This is a genomic window from Conexibacter sp. SYSU D00693, from assembly GCF_017084525.1.
Lineage (GTDB): Bacteria > Actinomycetota > Thermoleophilia > Solirubrobacterales > Solirubrobacteraceae > Baekduia.
Genome location: NZ_CP070950.1, coordinates 322549 through 339863 on the forward strand (window position 1 = coordinate 322549; position 17315 = coordinate 339863).

Consider the following 17315-nt stretch of genomic DNA (forward strand, 5'->3'; position numbering starts at 1 on the left):
GTGCGACAGTGGGGGGCGTGCGCAGCGGCGTGCTCTTCGGGATCGGCGCCTACGGGCTGTGGGGCGTCTTCCCGCTGTACTTCCCGCTGCTCGAGCCGTCGGGGTCGGTCGAGGTCCTCGCGCACCGCATCGGCTGGACGCTCGTGGTCGTCGTGCTCGTGCTGGCCGCGCGCCGGCGGGTGGGCGAGCTCGTGGCGGTGGCGCGCGAGCGGCGGGTCCTCGGGCTGCTGGCCGCGGCGGCGGTCCTCATCGCGGTCAACTGGGGGACCTACATCCACGCGGTCACCTCCGACCAGACGATCGACGCGGCGCTGGGCTACTTCATCACGCCGCTCGTGAGCGTCGCCTTCGGGATGGTCGTGCTGGGCGAGCGGCTGCGGCGCGTGCAGGCGGTGGCGGTGGTGCTCGGCGCCGTGGCGGTGGTCGTCCTCACGGCCTACCACGGGGGCTTCCCGTGGATCGCGCTCGTCCTGGCGGCGTCGTTCGGCACCTACGGGCTGCTGAAGAAGCTCGCCGACGTGGGCGCGCCCGAGGGGCTGGCGGTCGAGACGCTCGTGCTCGTCGTCCCGGCGCTGGTCTTCCTCGCGGTGCTGTGGGCGCGCGGCGAGGGGACGTTCACGACGGAGGGCACGGGCCATGCGCTGCTCGTCGCCGCGTCGGGCCCGATCACCGCGCTGCCGCTCCTGCTCTTCGCGGCGTGCGTCGTGCGCGTGCCGCTGACGACGGTCGGGCTGCTGCAGTACCTCGCGCCGGTCCTGCAGTTCCTCGTCGGCTGGCTGCTGCAGGACGAGGCGATGCCGGGCAGCCGCTGGGCGGGCTTCGCGCTGGTCTGGGTCGCGCTCGTCCTGCTCACCTGGGACGGCCTGCGCGCCGCGGGCACCGCGCGCCGCCAGGCGCTCGAGCCGGTCGCCGAGCCCGCCTAGGCGATCGTCAGGACGAGCGTCGCCATCAGCAGGACGAAGAACAGCGCCGCCGCGCCGCCCAGCCCGCGGGCCACCCACAGGTCGATGCCCGAGGGCCGCCACGGCTCGCGCTCCCCGCGGCGCAGCAGCGCGCCGGCGGCCCGGGTCGCGGGCACGGCGACGGTGCCGATCGGCGTGTCCTCGTCGCCCTCGCTCGGGGTCAGACCCCGAGCACCGTCGCCCGGCGCCCCCTCCTCGCCGCCGCTCGGGGTCTGACCCCGAGCAGGGCGATGGCCGCGGGCGAGCTCGCTGCGCAGCCGGCGCTCGAGCACGCCGTGGGCGACCAGCGCCTCGTCGCGGTGGGCGAGCGCCTCGTCGCGGCGGGCCAGCGCCTCGTCGCGCTCCCGGGCGAGGGCGTCGCGCTCGGCGATCGCGGTGTCGCGGGCCCGCAGCGCCTCGTCGCGCTCGGCGGCCATCCGGTCGCGAGTGCGCACCGCGGCCTCGCGATCGGGCAGCGTCGCGTCGCGCTCTGCCACGGCCCGGTCGCGCTCGCGCCGCGCAGCGTCCCGTGCCGCAAGCGCCTCGTCGCGCTCCCGGACCAGCTGGTCCCGGGCGTCGCGCAGCTCGCGCACCTGGGCCCGCGCAGCCTCCAGCGCCACGCGCGCCTCCTGCGCCTCGGCCCGCACCGCGTCGACCTCCGCGCCCGTCTCCTGCGCGACCTCCACCGCCTCCGCGAACCCCGGATCCGCGCCCCGCGGCGATGCGACATGCCCTGGCACCGCTGCGACGGGGTCTGACCCCGTGCGTGTGACATGGCCTGGCACCGGTGCGACGGGGTCTGACCCCGTGCGTGTGACATGGCCTGGCACCGGTGCGACGGGGTCTGACCCCGAGCGTGTGACGTGCCCTGGCACCGGTGCGACGGGGTCTGACCCCGTGCGTGTGACGTGCCCTGGCACCGGTGCGACGGGGTCTGACCCCGTGCGTGCGACGGGGTCTGACCCCGAGCGGGTGACGTGGGGGGTGGGGGACGGGAGGCGGGTGCCGGTGGCGAGGTCGACGGTGAGGCTCGGGGTGACGGCGAGGGAGGCGCAGGCGCGGTCGAGGGGGTCGTCGCCCCAGGGGAACGCGGCGGTCCAGAGGGCGTCGTCGGTCGGCGCCCACGGCTTGTGGTCCAGGGAGGCGAGGACCTCGCGGCCGCCCGCGATGAGCGTCGGGCGCATGAAGCGCAGGCCGCGGACGCCGGACCAGCGGCCGCGCAGCACGACCCGCCCGTAGCGGACCTCGAGCTCCTCGACGGCGAAGGACGGTCTGGCGGGCGGGGCTCCGCGGTCGTCGCGCGCGGGCCTGGCGGTCGTGCTCGGCACCCGCCTGCCCTACCCGCAGGGCACCGGGCCCTCACCACCGTCCGGCGCCGGACCGCGAAGTGGGACGCGGGGTCGCGGCTAGCCGTCGCGGGCCAGCGCCGCCTTCAGCGCCCGCGCCCGGATCGCCCCGACGCCCGGCACCTCCCGCAGCTCGCGCTCGGACGCCGCCGCGACCTCGAGCACCGACCCGAAGTGGTCGAGCAGCCGCCCCGCCGCGCGGGCCGAGATCCCCGGGACGCAGGCGAGCATCGCCACCGCCTGGGCCTCCGCGGTCGGTGCCGCGCGCCGCCGGCCGAGCGCCCGGCCGCCCGGCGTCCCCGTCCGGTGCGCGCGCCGCGCGAGCCGCTCGACCCACGCCGCCGCGTCCTGCGCGTCGAGGGCCTGGAGGACCGTCACCCCGTCCTCGACGAGCCGGCAGACCGCGCCGCGCCACGACGGCTCGGGCATCCACACCGGCACGCCCTCGATGACGAGCACCGCCCGCGGGTAGGCGTCCTGCAGCCGCATCGCCTGGTCGAAGAGCCGCCCGTCCTTGATCGACGAGGTGAGGTCGCCGCCGGACTTGCGCTCGACCGCGAGCTCGTCGGAGATGACGTAGTCGCCGACCGGCAGGTCGCAGAGCCGCACCTCGATGCCCGCCGCCTCGAGCAGCTCGGGGATGCCGGACTGCACCTCGCGGTGGTCGGCGAGCACGACCGGCGCGTCCGCCGGCGCCTCGGTCAGCACCGCGAGCTCGTCGACCGCCATGAGGGCGAGGTACCGCGCCGGCGACCGATGCGAACGCCCACCGGCGAGAATCGGACCCGATGGACCGCACGCGCGCAGCGGCGCTCGGCAGCGCCGCGTTCTTCCTCGCGGGCCCGGCCCTCGAGCTGGGCGTCGGTCCGTTCCTGCTCACGGGCGGGTTCGCCGCAGGGGACGGCACGCTGGAGGACCCGGCGGCGAAGGTCGCCGGTGTCGCGACGGTCGTCGCCGCCCTCGCCGTCGTCGTCGCGTGCTTCGTGCGCTTCGTGCGCGACGGGCTCGGGACGCCCTCGCCCGCCGCCCCGACCCAGGCGCTCGTCGTCGCCGGGCCCTACCGCTGGGTGCGAAACCCGATGTACGTCGCGACCGTCGCCGGGCTCATCGGCGAGGGGCTGCTGCTCGCGCGGCCGGTGCTCCTCGCCGCCGCCGCCGTCTACCTCGCGACGATGACGACGCTCGTGCGGCTGCGCGAGGAGCCGCGGCTGCGCGCCCGCTTCGGCCCTGCCTACGACGCCTACCGCGCGCAGGTCCCCGGCTGGCTCCCGCGCCCCCCACGCGCACCGCAGCCGTCGCGCCCGCGTGGACGCGCCTAGCCCCTCCGGCCCACCGCCGCGAGGCGCTCGAGCGCCGCGACGACCTCGGGCGCGACGTCCTCGCCGGCGTCCGCGAGCCCCGGACCGGCCAGCGGCGTGACGTCCTGGGGCTGCAGCTCCTCCCCGCAGCAGGAGCAGGTCAGCGTCGGGCGCGTCGTCTGCCCGCAGCGCTCGTGGCGCATGACGACCGGCGCCTGCTCCTCGCCGAAGACCCACTTGTCGCCCCAGGCCTGCAGGACGAGCAGGACCCGCGCGAGGTCGCCGCCCTTCTCCGTCAGCACGTAGTCGTAGCGCGGCGGGTTGTCCTGGTAGGGCACGCGCCGCAGGACGCCGTGGTCGACGAGCGCACCGAGCCGCTGCGCGAGGACCTTGCGCGAGACCCCGAGGTCGCGCTGGATCGCGTCGAAGCGCGTGATCCCGATGGCGACGTCGCGCAGCACGAGCGGCGTCCACCACTCGCCCAGGACGTCGAGGGTGCGCGCGACGGAGCAGTGCATCTGGTCGAACGGCGTCCGCGCCATGCGACGACTGTAGCGCCGCAAGGTTCCCTCAGGGAACTCACTCTGGTAGCGTCGCCGCCGCCCATGGTCGACCGCGTGGCCGAGCTCACCTGGCGGGCCCCGAAGCGCGTGCTCGCCGTCGTCGCCCTGCTCGCCGCCCTCGCCGGCGCGATCGGCCACGACGTCGAGCACCACCTGAAGGCGGCCGGCTTCACCGACAGCGCCTCGGAGAGCGAGCGGGCGTCCGGGATCCTGCGCGGCGCGCTGGGCTTCGACGCGACGCCCGCGATCATCGCCGTCGTCCGGGAACCCGGCGGTGGCCCGCTGCGCCTCGACGACCCACGGGTGCGCCGGGACGTGGCCGACGTCGCCGAGCGCCTGCGCCGCACGCGCTTCGTCGCGCAGGTCGACGACCCGCTGCGCGAGCCCCAGCGCTTCGCCGCCCTGCGCGCCCGCGACGGGCGGTCGATCGTCCTCGCCGTCCACCTGAGCACCCAGGACGTCGAGGACGAGGGCGGACTGGCCGCCGAGGACGCGGCGAAGCGGCTCGAGGGCACGCGCCTGCGCGTCGAGCTCGGCGGCTTCGCCCCGAGCTTCAACCAGGTCAACGACCAGACGCGCGAGGACCTCACCAACGCCGAGGTCATCGCGTTCCCGGCGCTGGCGATCCTGCTGCTCCTCGTCTTCCGCGGCGTCGTGGCGGCGGCGATCCCGCTGCTCATCGGCGTCCTCTCCATCCTCGGGACCTTCCTCGTCCTGCGCACGATGTCGGCGATCGTCGACACGTCGCTGTTCGCGCTGAACATCGCGACCGCGCTGAGCCTCGGCCTCGCGGTCGACTACGCCCTGCTGATGGTCTCCCGCTTCCGCGAGGAGGTCGCGGCGCGGGGCCCGACGCGCGAAGCCCACCTGCAGACCGTGCGCACCGCCGGCCGCGCGGCGCTCTTCAGCGGCCTGACGGTCGCCGCGGCGATGGCGGCGCTCGTCGTCATGCCCCAGCGCTTCCTCTACTCGATCGGGGTGGCGGGCGCCGCCGTCGGCGTGATGTCGGCGCTCATGGCGCTGTTCGTGGTGCCGGCGCTCCTGCGCCTCGCGGGCGGGCGGATCGACGCGCTGGCGGTCCGCCGGGGTCCGGCGGTGTCGAGCGACTCGAGCGGCTGGCACCGCCTCGCCCGGGGCGTGATGCGCCGGCCGGTGGCGGTCGCGCTCGTGAGCGTCGGCCTGCTGGTCGGCGCGGCGGCGCCGCTGGCGGGCACCGTGCTGACGGGACCGAGTGCCGAGGCCGTCCCCGACACGCAGCCGTCCTACGACGCCAACGCCTACGTCGAGCGCCACTACGTCCGCGACCTCGTCGAGGGGGCGACGGTCGTCGTGCGCGGCGCGGCCGACGACGCCGCCCTCGAGCGCTTCGGCGCGCAGATGCGCGCGGTCGACGGCGTCGCGCGCGTCTCGCCCTTCCAGCGCGCGAGCGGGGAGGTCGCCTACGCGTCGGTCGGCCTGCGCGACCGGGCGCTGCACGGCCCGGCCCAGGACGCGATCCGCACGGTCCGCGACCTCTCGCCGCCCGACGGCGCCGACGTCCTCGTCGCCGGCAACACCGCGCGGTTCATCGACCAGAAGGCGTCGCTGGTCGAGCACGCGCCGCTGGTCGTGGCGATCATCTCGGTGACGATCTTCGTCCTGATCTTCCTGCTGACCGGCTCGGTCGTCCTGCCGATCAAGACGCTGCTGATGAACGGCCTGACGCTCGCCGCGACGCTCGGCGTGATGGTGCTGGGCTTCCAGGAGGGCTGGCTCGACGGGGCACTGGCCTACGAGGGGCCGGCGGCGATCGAGGTGACGAGCCTCGTCTTCCTCTTCGCGGTGACCTTCGGCCTGGCGACGGACTACGCCGTGCTCGTGCTCGCGCGCATCAAGGAGCAGCACGACCTGGGCAAGGGCGACGAGGAGGCGGTGGCCATCGGCATCGGCCGGACGGGGCGGGTGATCAGCGCCGCCGCGGTGATGATCGCCGTGGTCTTCCTCGCCTTCGCGGTGAGCCCCGTGTTCTTCATGAAGGAGATCGCCGTCGGGATGGCGGTCGGGGTGCTCGTCGACGCGACGATCGTGCGCGCGCTGCTCGTCCCGTCGCTCATGCGCCTGCTGGGCCGGTGGAACTGGTGGGCGCCCGCACCCTTGCGCCGCCTGCAGGCCCGGTTCGCCCTGCAGGAGGCCTAGTCGTCCAGCGCGGTTGCGCATTGCTGCAGTTCGTGCCGGGCACCAGCCGACCACCTGGCCATGAGCATCATCGACGTGAGCGTGGGGCTGGTCCTCCGTGCTCAGCGGTGGTGGCGTCGGCACTTCTCGTGAGGGGTCACACGGGCGGCGCCTGCGTCGTCTCCCGAGCATGAGGATCGCCGTCGCAGGAGGGACCGGGACCGTCGGCCGCGAGGTCGTGCACGAGCTGCGCGGCCGCGGGCACGACGTGCGCGGGCTGAGCCGCTCGTCGCCCGACTGGCCGGTGGACCTGACGACCGGCCAGGGGCTGGACGCCGCGCTCGAGGGCGTCGACGTCGTCGTCGACGCGAGCAACGGCCCGTCGCCGGGCAGGGCCGCCGCGGTCCTCGTCGAGGGCACGACGCAGCTCCTGGCCGCCGAGGCGCGCGCCGGCGTCGGGCACCACGTGTGCGTCTCGATCGTCGGGATCGACCGCACGCCGCTGAGCCTCTACCGCGTGAAGGTGCAGCAGGAGCGCGCCGTCGTCGCGGGCGACGTCCCGTGGACCATCGTGCGCTGCACGCAGTTCCACGGCCTCGTCGCGCAGCTGCTGGGCGCAGGTGCGAAGGTGGGCGTCGTGCCGTCGGGACGCGCACGCCTGCAGCCCGTCGCGGCCGCCGACGCGGGCCGTGCGGTCGCCGACGTCGCCGAGCAGGCGCCCCGCCGCGGACGCGTCGAGGTCGCCGGCCCGCAGGCCGTCGCGCTCGCCGAGCTCGCGCAGGACTGGCGGGCGGCGCGTGGCGGCCTCGTCCGGGTCCCGCTGCCGCTGCCCCCGCGCCTGGGCCGTGCCCTGCGCGCCGGGTCGCTCACCACCGCCGACCCCGGCGTCCGGGGCGCCACCACCTTCGCGTCGTGGCTGGCCGCCGGAGGTGCGCCGTGACGCACGCGCCGCTCACCCTCGAGGACGCCTTCGAGAGCCACCGCGCGCACCTCGTCCGCGTCGCCTACGGGACGCTCGGCTCCGTCGCCGAGGCCGAGGACGCCGTCCAGGAGGCGTGGCTGCGCCTCCAGCGCCTGGAGGACCCGTCGACGATCCGCGACCTGCGCGCATGGCTCACCACGACCGTGAGCCGCATCGCGCTCGACGTCCTGGGCAGCGCGCGCTCCCGCCGCGAGCAGTACGTCGGGCCGTGGCTGCCCGAGCCGCTGGTCGAGGACCTGGCCGCCGAGGACCCGGCCGACCGTGTGACGCTCGACGAGTCCGTCGGCATGGCGCTCATGGTGGTCCTCGAGCAGCTCTCGCCGCCCGAGCGCACCGCCTTCGTCCTGCACGACGTCTTCGGCGTCGGCTTCGACGAGGTCGCCGAGGTCGTCGGCCGCTCACCCGACGCCGCCCGCCAGCTCGCCTCCCGCGCGCGGCGTCGCGTGCGCGAGGAGCGCCCGCGCTTCCAGACCACGCGCGCCGAGCAGCTCGCGGTCGTCCAGGCCTTCGCCGAGGCCGCGGCGGGCGGCGACGTCGAAGGGCTGCTCGCGGTCCTCGACCCGGACGTCGTCTGGCGTTCGGACGGCGGCGGCAAGGTCTGGGCGTCGCGCCGCCCCCAGCGCGGTGCGGCCAAGGTCGCCAAGGCGATGGCCTACTTCCGCAGCCGCGGCGCCGGCACCGGCCGCATCGCCGAGGTCAACGGCGGCCCGGGCCTCGTGGTCGTCGACGGCGACGACGTCCTGACCGTCATGGCCTTCTGCGTCCACGAGGGCCGGATCACGGCGCTGGACGTCGTGCGCAACCCGGACAAGCTCAAGCACGTCAGGTGACGCCGGCCGCCGTTTCCGCTGCCCGGACCAGGGGCAGTCGGACCAGCATGTCCGCCCCCGCCACCTCCGTCCCGAACATCGCGCTCAACGACGGCGTCGAGATCCCGCAGCTGGGCTTCGGCGTCTTCCAGGTCCCCCCGGAGGACACCGCCGAGACCGTCACCCGGGCGTTCGAGGTCGGCTACCGCCACATCGACACCGCGAAGGTCTACGGCAACGAGGCGGGGGTCGGGGACGCGTTCCACGCCTCCGGGCTCGGCCGGGAGGACGTCTTCGTCACGACGAAGTGCTGGAACGCCGACCAGGGGTTCGACAGCGCCAAGCAGGCGTTGAAGGCGAGCCTCGAGCGGCTGCGCCTGGACCACGTGGACCTGTACCTCATCCACTGGCCGGTGCCGGCGAAGGACCGCTACCTCGACACGTGGAAGGCGTTCGTGGAGCTCAAGGACGAGGGGCTGACGCGGTCGATCGGCGTGTCGAACTTCCAGCCCGACCACCTGCGGCGGATCGTCGACGAGACCGGCGTGACGCCGTCGGTCAACCAGGTCGAGCTGCACCCGTACCTCGTCCAGCAGGGGCTGCGGCGCGAGCACGCCGATCGCGGGATCGTCACGGAGGCGTGGAGCCCGCTGGCACAGGGCGAGGTGCTCGGGGACGAGACGATCACCGGGATCGCGCAGGAGCTCGGCCGCACGCCCGGCCAGGTCGTCCTGCGCTGGCACCTGCAGCGCGGCAACGTCGTCTTCCCGAAGTCCGTCACGCCGGAGCGCATCAAGGAGAACTTCGAGGTCTTCGACTTCGACCTCTCCGAGGAGCAGCTCAGCGCCCTCGACGGCCTCGACCGCGGCCACCGCGTCGGGCCGGACCCCGACGTCTTCGTCGGCTGAGCCGCGGAGCTACACGCGCTCGACGACGCCGTCGTCGAGGCCCACCCGGAAGCGGGCGAGCGTCTCGATCCGCGCTTCGCGCGCGGTGACGCTCGTCGGCGACCGGAACGCCACGCGCAGCTCGTCGGGCGCGAGCTCCATGACGCCGTAGCCGCGGCGGCTGAGCTGCGCGTACTTCAGGTGCGGGCTGTTGGTGACGACGACGCCGGCCTCGACGACCGGCGTCAGGTCGCCGAAGTCGCGCTCGAGGCCGCCGGAGGAGATCGAGCCGCCGACGAACTCCGTCGCGGCGGGACGGCGCAGGTCCGAGCGGCCCTCGGGGAAGACGTCGCCGGCGAAGAACGTGTGGATGTCGCCCGTGACGGCGGTGACCCCGCGGATGTCCTTGGCCCGCACGTGGCCCATCACGTCCGCGCGGTCGCCCGGGTAGCCGTCCCACTGGTCGGGGTTGAGCGGGAGGCTGGGCGCGGAGTCCAGGCCCATCATCACGACCTGGTTGGCCAGGACCTTCCAGGTGGCGCGCGACTCCGACAGCGCGTCCTTGAGCCACCGCCGCTGGGGGGCGCCGAGCATCGTGCGCGACCGGTCGGCCGTCCCCTCGCACGGGACGATCTCGCGATCGCACGCCTGGTCGTCGCGGTACTGGCGAGTGTCGAGCAGCAGGACGTCCGCCATGCCGCCGAGCCGGATGCGCCGGTAGGAGCGGTGGCGCTCCTGCGGGATCGTGTTGCGCGGCCCGTACTCGAAGAACGCGGTGTAGCCGTTTCGCCGGCGCGTGGCGAAGTCGACGCGACGGCGGCCGTCCGCCAGCGTGCCCTCGGCCTCCCCCGCGTAGTTGTTCTCGGCCTCGTGGTCGTCCCAGATCCCCGCGAACGCCGACGAGGCGTGCATGGCCCGCAGGTGCGGGTCGCTGAGGTACAGGCGGTACTTCTCGCGCCACTCGGCCAGCGTCTGCGCCTGGCGGTCCGGCCCGATCTCGTCGACCCGGCCGATCGCCGCGTTGCGGCCGCCGCCCTCGTAGACGTAGTCGCCGAGGCAGAGGACGAGGTCGAGGTCGGGCTCGGCGGCCAGGCCCGCGTGGGCGTGGTAGAGGCCCGCCGTCCAGCTCTGGCACGAGAAGAAGCCGATGCGCAGCGGCTCGCGCGAGTCGGCAGGGCGCGCCGTCGTGAAGCGCCCGGCCGGCGACGAGCCCGAGCGCGTGGCGAAGCGGTACCAGTACCGCTCGCCCGGCTGCAGGACCTTGCTCGAGCGGATCGTCGCCCGTGCGGTGAAGTCGCGCACCGCGCTGGCCCGGACCGTCTGGCGGTGCACGACCTGCGCGAAGCCCTCGTCGCGCGCGACCTCGAGGCGCAGGTGGCCCGAGCGCTCGAGCCCGCCCACCCGGGTCCACAGCGTGATCGCGTGCCGGCCCGGGATCCCGGCCATGACGCCGCAGTCGAACGTGCCCTCGCGCAGCACCTCCACGCGCCGGCGCCCTGCCGCCGTGACCGCGGGAGGGAGGACGAACGCGGGCGCCGCGGCGACGGCGCCGGCCAGCAGCGAGCGGCGGGTGAGCGACATGGCCGCGGCAGGGTACGCCGCTGGACCACCGCGGCGAGCCGCTTGCACCGTTCGCCGGTGCATCGCGGCGCCGACAGGGCGTGCATCGCCCGCGTGCGTGCGGGGCACGCCCCGGAGCGACCATGTCCGCGACGCCGACCGCCGTCGACCTGCTCAGCGACGGCCTCGCCCACGAGCTGCCCGAGCGCGTGCTCCGGCACGCGCGGGAGCTCGGCGCCCGGCGCGCCGCGCTGTACGTCGTGGACATCGAGGGCCGGTGGCTGTGCGCCGTCGGTGACCACGAGGGCTTCCCGCGCGAGATCCGCGTCCCGCAGGCCGTCGGGCCGGAGCTCCCGGCGGGCCAGGTCGAGGCCCTCGGCGACGAGCTGTGCGGCGCCCACGTGTCGCCGATGTGGCTGCGCCACCGGGCGGTGGGCGTGCTGCTCGCAGACGGCGGCGACGAGCACGCCCTCGACCAGCTCGCCCGGCACGCCGCGACGGCCCAGGAGCTCGCCTCGGGCTACACCGACCGCTTCGCGATCGCGCGCCGCCGCCAGGAGACGGCGCCCGCGTCGGAGCTGCAGGAGAGCCTCCTGCCGCCGCGCGTGGCCGCCGCGCCGGGTGCCGAGGTCGTCGGCGCGGTCCTGCCCGCCTACGAGGTCGGCGGGGACTGGTTCGACCAGGCCGACGCCGCCGACGGTGCGTGGGTCGCGGTCGCCGACGGCATGGGCAAGGGACCACGGGCCGCGGCGCTCGCCTCCCTCACCGTGGCGGCGCAGCGCGCGGCCCGTCGCGCCGGCGCGAGCCTCGAGGACGTCGCCCGGGCCATGGACGAGGCCGTCTGCTCGTTCGACCCGGACCAGGTCGCCTACGTCACGGCCATCGTCGCCCGCTGGGACGCCGCGCCGCGCCGCTTCTCCTGGATCGTGCTCGGCCACCCGCGTCCGCTGCTGCTGCGAGCCGACGGGACCGTGGAGGAGCTCGGCGGGCGGGGCTCGCCGCCGGCCGGGCTGCTGGACGCGGCGCGCCCGCTGGAGGTGCGTGAGCAGGTCCTGGCGCCCGACGACCGGCTGCTCCTCTACTCCGACGGCGTCACCGAGTGCACCGACGACGACGGCCGGCGGCTCGGCGTCGACGGCCTGAGCGACGTGCTGCGCAGCGTCGGCGGGCCGTCGGCGGCCGCGCTGGTGACGGCGGTGCTCAGCCGCGTCCACTCGTTCAGCGGCCAGCCGCTGCGCGACGACGCCACGGTGCTCGCCCTGCGCTGCGTGGCGGTCCCGGAGGAGCCGCCGCCGCCGACCTCCTAGCCCTCGCCCTCGAGCGCCTCCTCGCGCGAGCGGTGCAGCACGAGGCGGTCCTCCATGTTGGACAGCTCGAGCAGGACCGCCGCGGCGCTGCCGCTGGGCGCGACGACCGACAGCCGCCGGCCGGTGCGCTGCATGCGGCCGTCGGCCTGGACGATGGCGCCCAGCGCGGTCGAGTCGACGAACGAGACGTCGGACAGGTCGACGACCACCGGCGCGTCGAGCTGGCCGGCCGCCTCGTTGAGCTGCGGCGCCAGGTCACGGGCCGCCGCGATGTCGAGCTCTCCGGAGGGGGCGATGACGTACGGGTCGGACACTGTCCGCCCAGGTACCCGCAGCGCCGCGCAGTTACGTGCATCGAGGCACAGGAGGGTCGGAGGGGAGAGGCAGCCTCAGCCGGTGCTCGTCCACGGCCGCGAGCGCCCGCGAGGGCGCCGCGACCTCTCGGGCACGGGCTAGACCTGCGACGCGAGCGCGAAGGCTGCGGGCAGGAACGTCACGACGAGGTGCGTCACGACGGTCGGGAGGCTGCGGACCATGGCCAGGATGGTGCCCGCCGCCCGCGCGTCGTTCGGCGGGGACGGCCCCCGAACGGCGGCCCGGCCCTCACCACTCCGAGGGGTGCGGCTGACCGCCGCCCGGCGGGGCTGCCGGCACCACCCGGCGTCCGGACCGATGAGCTTCGGCGCGCCGAGCGATCCTGCCCTCCATGAGCACCACCACCGTCCTGCCGCTGCTCGAGGTCGCCGACGTCGCCGCTGACATGGGCTGCGACGGCGCCGAGGAGCTGCGGTTCCTCACCGCGGACCTCGGCACCACCGGCGTCGGCGCGACGCTGCACCGGATCCGCCCCGGCGCGCGCCAGCCCTTCGGCCACCGCCACCACGCCGCCACCAACGAGGAGGTCTACGTCGTGCTCGCCGGCTCGGGCCGCCTCGCCGCGGGCGACGTCGTCCACGAGCTGCAGCGCCTGGACGCCGTCCTCGTGCCCGCGCCGCTGCCGCGCGCGATGGAAGCCGGGCCCGACGGGATGGAGGTCCTCGTCTTCGGCACCCGCCACGACGCCGACGGCGAGCTCGAGATGGGCTGGTGGCCCGATCAGCCCGCGGTGACGTAGACCGCCCGGGCGCGCACGACCTCGCGGCCGTCGACGCAGAGCGAGCAGTCGGCGAAGGACAGCGTGCCGCCGACGCGGTCGACGCTCGTGCGGGACTCGATCCAGTCGCCGGGCCGGGCGGGCTTGAGGTAGTCGACGGTGAGCGAGACCGTCGCGCGGTCCTTGCCGTCGTCGGCGTCGGCCTCGATCGCCCGGCCGAGCGCGAAGTCGGCGAACGTCGACAGCAGACCGCCCTGGACGGTGCCGCGGTGGTTGGTGTGGCGCTCCTCGGCCTGGAGGCCCAGGACCAGCGCCTCGCCGCCCTCGCGGACGTAGACGGGCCCGATGTGCTCGAGGTACGGGCCCTGTCGCGGATGCTCGACGAAGCCCTCGGGGACGGTGGTCGTGCTCATGCTCATCGGGTGCGCCTCTACCCGCACACCACCGCCGCCCCGCCGCGATGTGATGCGCATCACACACTCCCGCCCTGACGAGCGTCACCGCGCCGGCGATGCCGGGTAGCGTGCGGGCGCTTGGACGGACCGCCTCCCACGCCCCCGGGCTCCCCGAAGGAGTCGGACATCCGCGAGCTCCTCGCGGCGGTCGGTCGCGTCGGCCAGGACCTCCTCGCCGTCGACTGGGCCGCCACCCCGCTCGGCCCGCCCGAGCGCTGGCCGCAGGCGCTCCAGACCTCCGTGCGGATCATGCTCGGCTCGCGCTTCGCCATGTGGATGGCCTGGGGCGACGAGCTGACGTTCTTCTGCAACGACGCCTACCGGCGCGACACGCTCGGGACGAAGTACCCGTGGGCGCTCGGCCGGCCCGCGAGCGAGGTGTGGGCGGAGATCTGGCCGGACATCGGCCCGCGCATCGCGACCGTCCTGCGGACGGGCCAGGCGACGTGGGACGAGGCGCTGCTGCTGTTCCTGGAGCGCAGCGGCTATCGCGAGGAGACCTACCACACGTTCTCCTACAGCCCGCTCAGCGACGACGACGGGCGCGTCGTCGGCATGCTCTGCGTCGTCAGCGAGGAGACCGAGCGCGTCATCGGGGAGCGCCGGATGGCGACCCTGCGCGACCTCGGCGCGGCGCTCACCACCGCCGACGGCGAGCAGGCGGTGCTCGACGCCACGTGCGACCGCCTGGAGGCGGACCGTCGCGACCTCCCGTTCTCGCTGGTGTACCTCTACGAGGACGAGACCGCCAGCCGCGCGCACCTCGCCTGCGCCGCCGGGGTGCAGCCCGGCAGCGCCGTCGCACCCACGCTGCTCGAGGTCGACGACCCCGACGCCGTGTGGCCGGCGGCGCCGCTGGCCGGCGGCGCGACCCTCGCGCAGGTCGACGACCTCGCGGCGCGCTTCGGCCCGTTGCCGACGGGCGCCTGGGACGAGCCGCCGCAGCAGGCGCTCCTGCTGCCGCTGTCCCAGCAGGGCCAGCCGGCGCCGTTCGGGTTCCTCGCCGTCGCCGTCAACCCGCTGCGCCGGCTCGACGAGGACGTCACCGCCTTCGCCACGCTCCTGGCCGCCCAGGTGGCGGCGGGGATCGCCAGCGCGCGCGCCTACGACGCCGAGCGCCGTCGAGCGCAGGAGCTCGCCGAGCTCGACCGCGCGAAGACCGCCTTCTTCACGAACGTCAGCCACGAGCTGCGCACCCCGTTGACGCTCCTGCTCGGCCCGGCCGAGAACGCGCTGGCCGACCGCGCCACGCCGCTGCCCGACGCCCACCGCGAGCGCGTCGAGCTCGTCCTGCGCAACGCCCAGCGGCTGCTCAAGCTCGTCAACACGCTGCTGGACTTCTCGCGCCTGCAGTCGGGCAGCGCGACCGCCGCCTTCGAGCCCGTCGACCTCGGCAGGGTCACCGCGGAGCTGGCGAGCATGTTCGAGTCGGCCGCCGAGCGCGGCGGCGTCGACCTCGTCATCGCGTGCGCGCCGCTGCCCGAGCCGGTCTACGTCGACCGCGAGATGTGGGCGAAGATCGTCCTCAACCTCGTCTCGAACGCCCTGAAGTTCACCTTCGACGGCTCGATCACCGTCCGCGTCGACGAGCACGACGGGCACGCCCGGCTCAGCGTCACGGACACCGGGATCGGCATCGAGCCCGGCGACCAGGAGCGCCTGTTCGAGCGCTTCCACCGCGTCGTCGGCGCGCGCTCGCGCAGCCACGAGGGCTCGGGCATCGGCCTCGCGCTCGTGGCCGAGCTCGCCGAGCTGCACGGCGGCCGGGCGACGGTCGAGAGCGCGCCCGGGGAGGGCAGCACCTTCAGCGTCCTGCTGCCCTTCGGCGCCGCGCACCTCCCGTCCGGGGAGCTCGCCGAGGCGGGCGGCCGCGACGTGCGCCCCGACGAGCAGGCGCAGGGCTTCCTCGCCGAGGCCCTGCGCTGGGTCGACGACGACGGCGCGGCGGACCACCCCGTCACGGTGCGCCCCGACGAGGCGGGGGACCGGCGCCACGCGCCGACCGCGGCGCCCCGGGTCCTCGTCGTCGACGACAACGCCGACATGCGCGAGTACGTCGCGTCGCTGCTGGCGGGCGACTACGCCGTCGAGACCGCGGCGGACGGCGAGCAGGCGCTCGAGCTCGCGCGACGCCAGCCGCCGGACCTCGTCCTCAGTGACGTGATGATGCCCCGGCTCGACGGGTTCGGGCTGCTGCGGGCGCTGCAGGACGACCCCGCGACGATGCACGTCCCGGTCGTGCTGCTGTCGGCCCGCGCCGGCGAGGAGGGGACGATCGAGGGGCTCGAGGCCGGTGCCGACGACTACCTCACCAAGCCCTTCTCGGCCCGCGAGCTCCTCGCGCGCGTGCGGGCGAACCTCGAGCTCGAGCGCGTGCGCCGGACGCGCGACCAGCTCCAGCGCAGCCGCCGGCTGCTCGACCAGGCCCAGCGCCTGGCGAAGGTCGGCAGCTGGGAGCTCGACCTGGCGACGGGGGCGGTCAGCGCGTCCGAGGAGCTGCTGCGCCAGCTGCAGGTCGACGCGGAGGGCCTCGAGGCGCGCGGCTTCGAGGAGGCGCGGGCGCGGATGCTCGACGACGGCGAGGCCGACCGCATGCGCCGGGCGCTCGAGGCCGCCGTGGAGGGCCAGCCGCTGGACCACGAGATGCGGGTGCGCACCCCCGAGGGCGACGTGCGCACCTACCGGACCCTGGGGCAGGTCGAGCGCGACGAGCACGACCGCCCGGTGCGCCTGTGGGGCACGAGCCAGGACGTGACCGAGCAGCGCGCCGCCGAGGCCGCGCTGGCCTCGGCCGCCGCCGAGCGCGAGGCGGCCACCCGCGAGCACCGCATCGCCGACGAGCTCCAGCGCAGCCTGCTGCCCGTCCAGCAGGCCACGCCCGACCACCTCGAGGCCGCCGCGTTCTACCGGGCCGGCGTGGAGGGCACCCAGGTCGGCGGCGACTGGTACGACGTCATCGAGCTCGGCGCGGGACGCACCGCCCTCGTCATCGGCGACGTCATGGGCCGCGGCGTGCACGCGGCCGCGGTCATGGGCCAGCTGCGCGCGGCCGTGCGCGCGTACTCGCGGCTCGACCTGCCGCCCGCCGACCTCCTGGAGTACCTCGACGGCGTGGTCCGCGACCTCGACGAGGACCAGATCGTGACGTGCGTGTACGCGGTCTACGACTCGGCCGACGGGACGCTGGCCTACGCCAACGCCGGCCACCTGCCGCCGCTGATGTGCGAGCCCGGCGGCGCGGGTCGCCGCCTCACGGGCGGCGGGCCGCCCTTGGGCACGGGGCCGTGGACCCTCAGCGAGGAGCGCGTCGAGCTGCCGCCGGGGACGAGCGTGGCGCTCTACACCGACGGCCTCGTCGAGCGCCGCGACCGCGACCTCGACACGGGCATCGACGAGGTGCTGCATCGCCTCGGGGCGGCCGAGGACCTCGACGTCCGCCTGGACGAGCTGCCCGCCGCGCTCGTCGACGCGCTCACGCCGGACGACCTCGACGACGACGTGGCCGTGCTCGTCGCGCGGGTCGCCGCCGACGACGACGCCGCCCCGCCGGTCACCTTCGCCCTCGACGCTCGGCCCAGCGCGGTGCGCGAGGGGCGCGCGGCCGTGTCCGCCACGCTGACGGGCTGGCACGTGGCGGGGGACGTCGTCGCCGACGCGGTGCTCGTGGCCAGCGAGCTCGTGACGAACGCCGTGCTGCACGGCGCGGCGCCCATCGAGCTGCGCGTGCGCCGGTCGTCGTCGCACGTGATGCTCGAGGTCCGCGACGGCGCGACCGTCCCGCCGCAGAAGATGCGCCCCGACGCCGACGAGGAGCACGGCCGCGGCCTGCAGCTCGTCGCGTCGCTGTCGGACCGCTGGGGCACGCGGCCCCTGGACGGCGGCAAGGCGGTCTGGTGCACGCTGGCGCTGCCGTGAGGAGC

15 protein-coding genes are annotated in these 17315 nt (G+C 75.6%); 9 read left to right on the forward strand and 6 right to left on the reverse strand.

Translation table 11 applies throughout. From position 1 onward, the window contains the following. Positions 1-17: 17 nt before the first annotated feature. A complete protein-coding gene (rarD, locus tag JUB12_RS01655; RefSeq protein WP_205697878.1) occupies positions 18-923 on the forward strand; it encodes an EamA family transporter RarD in 906 nt (301 codons plus the stop codon). Here the strand turns inward: rarD and JUB12_RS01660 are convergent. Beyond that, on the reverse strand, positions 920-1627 hold the full coding sequence (locus tag JUB12_RS01660; RefSeq protein WP_205697879.1) for a hypothetical protein: 708 nt from the start codon (positions 1625-1627) through the stop codon (positions 920-922). The genes rarD and JUB12_RS01660 overlap by 4 nt on opposite strands. Before the next feature lie 720 nt (positions 1628-2347). Continuing rightward, complete coding sequence (locus JUB12_RS01665) at positions 2348-3016, reverse strand: ERCC4 domain-containing protein (protein ID WP_205697880.1); 669 nt, start codon at positions 3014-3016, stop codon at positions 2348-2350. A 59-nt stretch (positions 3017-3075) separates the two neighbouring features. On the opposite strand from JUB12_RS01665, the gene JUB12_RS01670 reads away from it, so the two are divergent. Continuing rightward, entirely contained in the window at positions 3076-3606 is a 531-nt protein-coding gene (locus JUB12_RS01670; protein WP_205697881.1) for an isoprenylcysteine carboxylmethyltransferase family protein, read from the forward strand. Here the strand turns inward: JUB12_RS01670 and JUB12_RS01675 are convergent. Next, positions 3603-4127, reverse strand: coding sequence for a helix-turn-helix domain-containing protein (locus JUB12_RS01675; protein WP_205697882.1), 525 nt, complete (start codon positions 4125-4127; stop codon positions 3603-3605). The two genes, JUB12_RS01670 and JUB12_RS01675, sit on opposite strands and share 4 nt — an antisense overlap. 63 nt (positions 4128-4190) lie before the next feature. On the opposite strand from JUB12_RS01675, the gene JUB12_RS01680 reads away from it, so the two are divergent. The 4 genes from JUB12_RS01680 (at position 4191) to JUB12_RS01695 (ending at position 9001) form a co-directional block, all read left to right on the forward strand. After that, positions 4191-6323, forward strand: coding sequence for an MMPL family transporter (locus JUB12_RS01680; RefSeq protein ID WP_205697883.1), 2133 nt, complete (start codon positions 4191-4193; stop codon positions 6321-6323). Between the two features lie 169 nt (positions 6324-6492). Next, on the forward strand, positions 6493-7242 hold the full coding sequence (locus JUB12_RS01685) for an SDR family oxidoreductase (RefSeq protein WP_205697884.1): 750 nt from the start codon (positions 6493-6495) through the stop codon (positions 7240-7242). Beyond that, complete coding sequence (gene sigJ / locus JUB12_RS01690; RefSeq protein WP_205697885.1) at positions 7239-8114, forward strand: RNA polymerase sigma factor SigJ; 876 nt, start codon at positions 7239-7241, stop codon at positions 8112-8114. Before JUB12_RS01685 ends, sigJ begins: the two co-directional genes overlap by 4 nt. A gap of 47 nt (positions 8115-8161) precedes the next feature. Continuing rightward, a complete protein-coding gene (locus JUB12_RS01695; RefSeq protein ID WP_205697886.1) occupies positions 8162-9001 on the forward strand; it encodes an aldo/keto reductase in 840 nt (279 codons plus the stop codon). Between the two features lie 9 nt (positions 9002-9010). Here JUB12_RS01695 and JUB12_RS01700 read toward each other — a convergent pair whose 3' ends face one another. Beyond that, complete coding sequence (locus tag JUB12_RS01700; RefSeq protein ID WP_205697887.1) at positions 9011-10561, reverse strand: alkaline phosphatase; 1551 nt, start codon at positions 10559-10561, stop codon at positions 9011-9013. A gap of 122 nt (positions 10562-10683) precedes the next feature. Here JUB12_RS01700 and JUB12_RS01705 point away from each other — a divergent pair, with 122 nt between their 5' ends. Further along, positions 10684-11847 carry a PP2C family protein-serine/threonine phosphatase gene (locus JUB12_RS01705; protein WP_205697888.1) on the forward strand — a complete coding sequence of 388 codons (1164 nt, stop codon included), beginning with the start codon at positions 10684-10686 and terminating at the stop codon, positions 11845-11847. Here the strand turns inward: JUB12_RS01705 and JUB12_RS01710 are convergent. After that, positions 11844-12212: an STAS domain-containing protein gene (locus JUB12_RS01710; protein ID WP_371822313.1), complete on the reverse strand. Its 369-nt coding sequence runs from the start codon at positions 12210-12212 to the stop codon at positions 11844-11846. The genes JUB12_RS01705 and JUB12_RS01710 overlap by 4 nt on opposite strands. 341 nt (positions 12213-12553) lie before the next feature. Between JUB12_RS01710 and JUB12_RS01715 the strand changes: the two genes are divergently transcribed. Continuing rightward, complete coding sequence (locus JUB12_RS01715) at positions 12554-12961, forward strand: hypothetical protein (RefSeq protein WP_205697890.1); 408 nt, start codon at positions 12554-12556, stop codon at positions 12959-12961. Here JUB12_RS01715 and JUB12_RS01720 read toward each other — a convergent pair. Continuing rightward, positions 12943-13359 (reverse strand): PaaI family thioesterase, encoded by a 417-nt coding sequence (locus tag JUB12_RS01720; RefSeq protein ID WP_205697891.1) that lies wholly within the window; start codon positions 13357-13359, stop codon positions 12943-12945. The genes JUB12_RS01715 and JUB12_RS01720 overlap by 19 nt on opposite strands. A 114-nt stretch (positions 13360-13473) precedes the next feature. On the opposite strand from JUB12_RS01720, the gene JUB12_RS01725 reads away from it, so the two are divergent. Continuing rightward, a complete protein-coding gene (locus JUB12_RS01725) occupies positions 13474-17310 on the forward strand; it encodes a SpoIIE family protein phosphatase (RefSeq protein ID WP_205697892.1) in 3837 nt (1278 codons plus the stop codon). The last annotated feature ends 5 nt before the right edge of the window (positions 17311-17315 follow it).

Bases quoted from the DNA above. Each gene is read 5' to 3' on its own strand.
- JUB12_RS01715 (WP_205697890.1), top strand. From the start codon at position 12,554: ATGAGCACCACCACCGTCCTGCCGCTGCTCGAGGTCGCCGACGTCGCC.
- JUB12_RS01675 (WP_205697882.1), bottom strand. From the start codon at position 4,127: ATGGCGCGGACGCCGTTCGACCAGATGCACTGCTCCGTCGCGCGCACC.
- JUB12_RS01720 (WP_205697891.1), bottom strand. From the start codon at position 13,359: ATGAGCATGAGCACGACCACCGTCCCCGAGGGCTTCGTCGAGCATCCG.
- JUB12_RS01705 (WP_205697888.1), top strand. From the start codon at position 10,684: ATGTCCGCGACGCCGACCGCCGTCGACCTGCTCAGCGACGGCCTCGCC.
- JUB12_RS01670 (WP_205697881.1), top strand. From the start codon at position 3,076: ATGGACCGCACGCGCGCAGCGGCGCTCGGCAGCGCCGCGTTCTTCCTC.
- JUB12_RS01680 (WP_205697883.1), top strand. From the start codon at position 4,191: ATGGTCGACCGCGTGGCCGAGCTCACCTGGCGGGCCCCGAAGCGCGTG.
- JUB12_RS01695 (WP_205697886.1), top strand. From the start codon at position 8,162: ATGTCCGCCCCCGCCACCTCCGTCCCGAACATCGCGCTCAACGACGGC.
- JUB12_RS01700 (WP_205697887.1), bottom strand. From the start codon at position 10,561: ATGTCGCTCACCCGCCGCTCGCTGCTGGCCGGCGCCGTCGCCGCGGCG.
- JUB12_RS01685 (WP_205697884.1), top strand. From the start codon at position 6,493: ATGAGGATCGCCGTCGCAGGAGGGACCGGGACCGTCGGCCGCGAGGTC.
- JUB12_RS01665 (WP_205697880.1), bottom strand. From the start codon at position 3,016: ATGGCGGTCGACGAGCTCGCGGTGCTGACCGAGGCGCCGGCGGACGCG.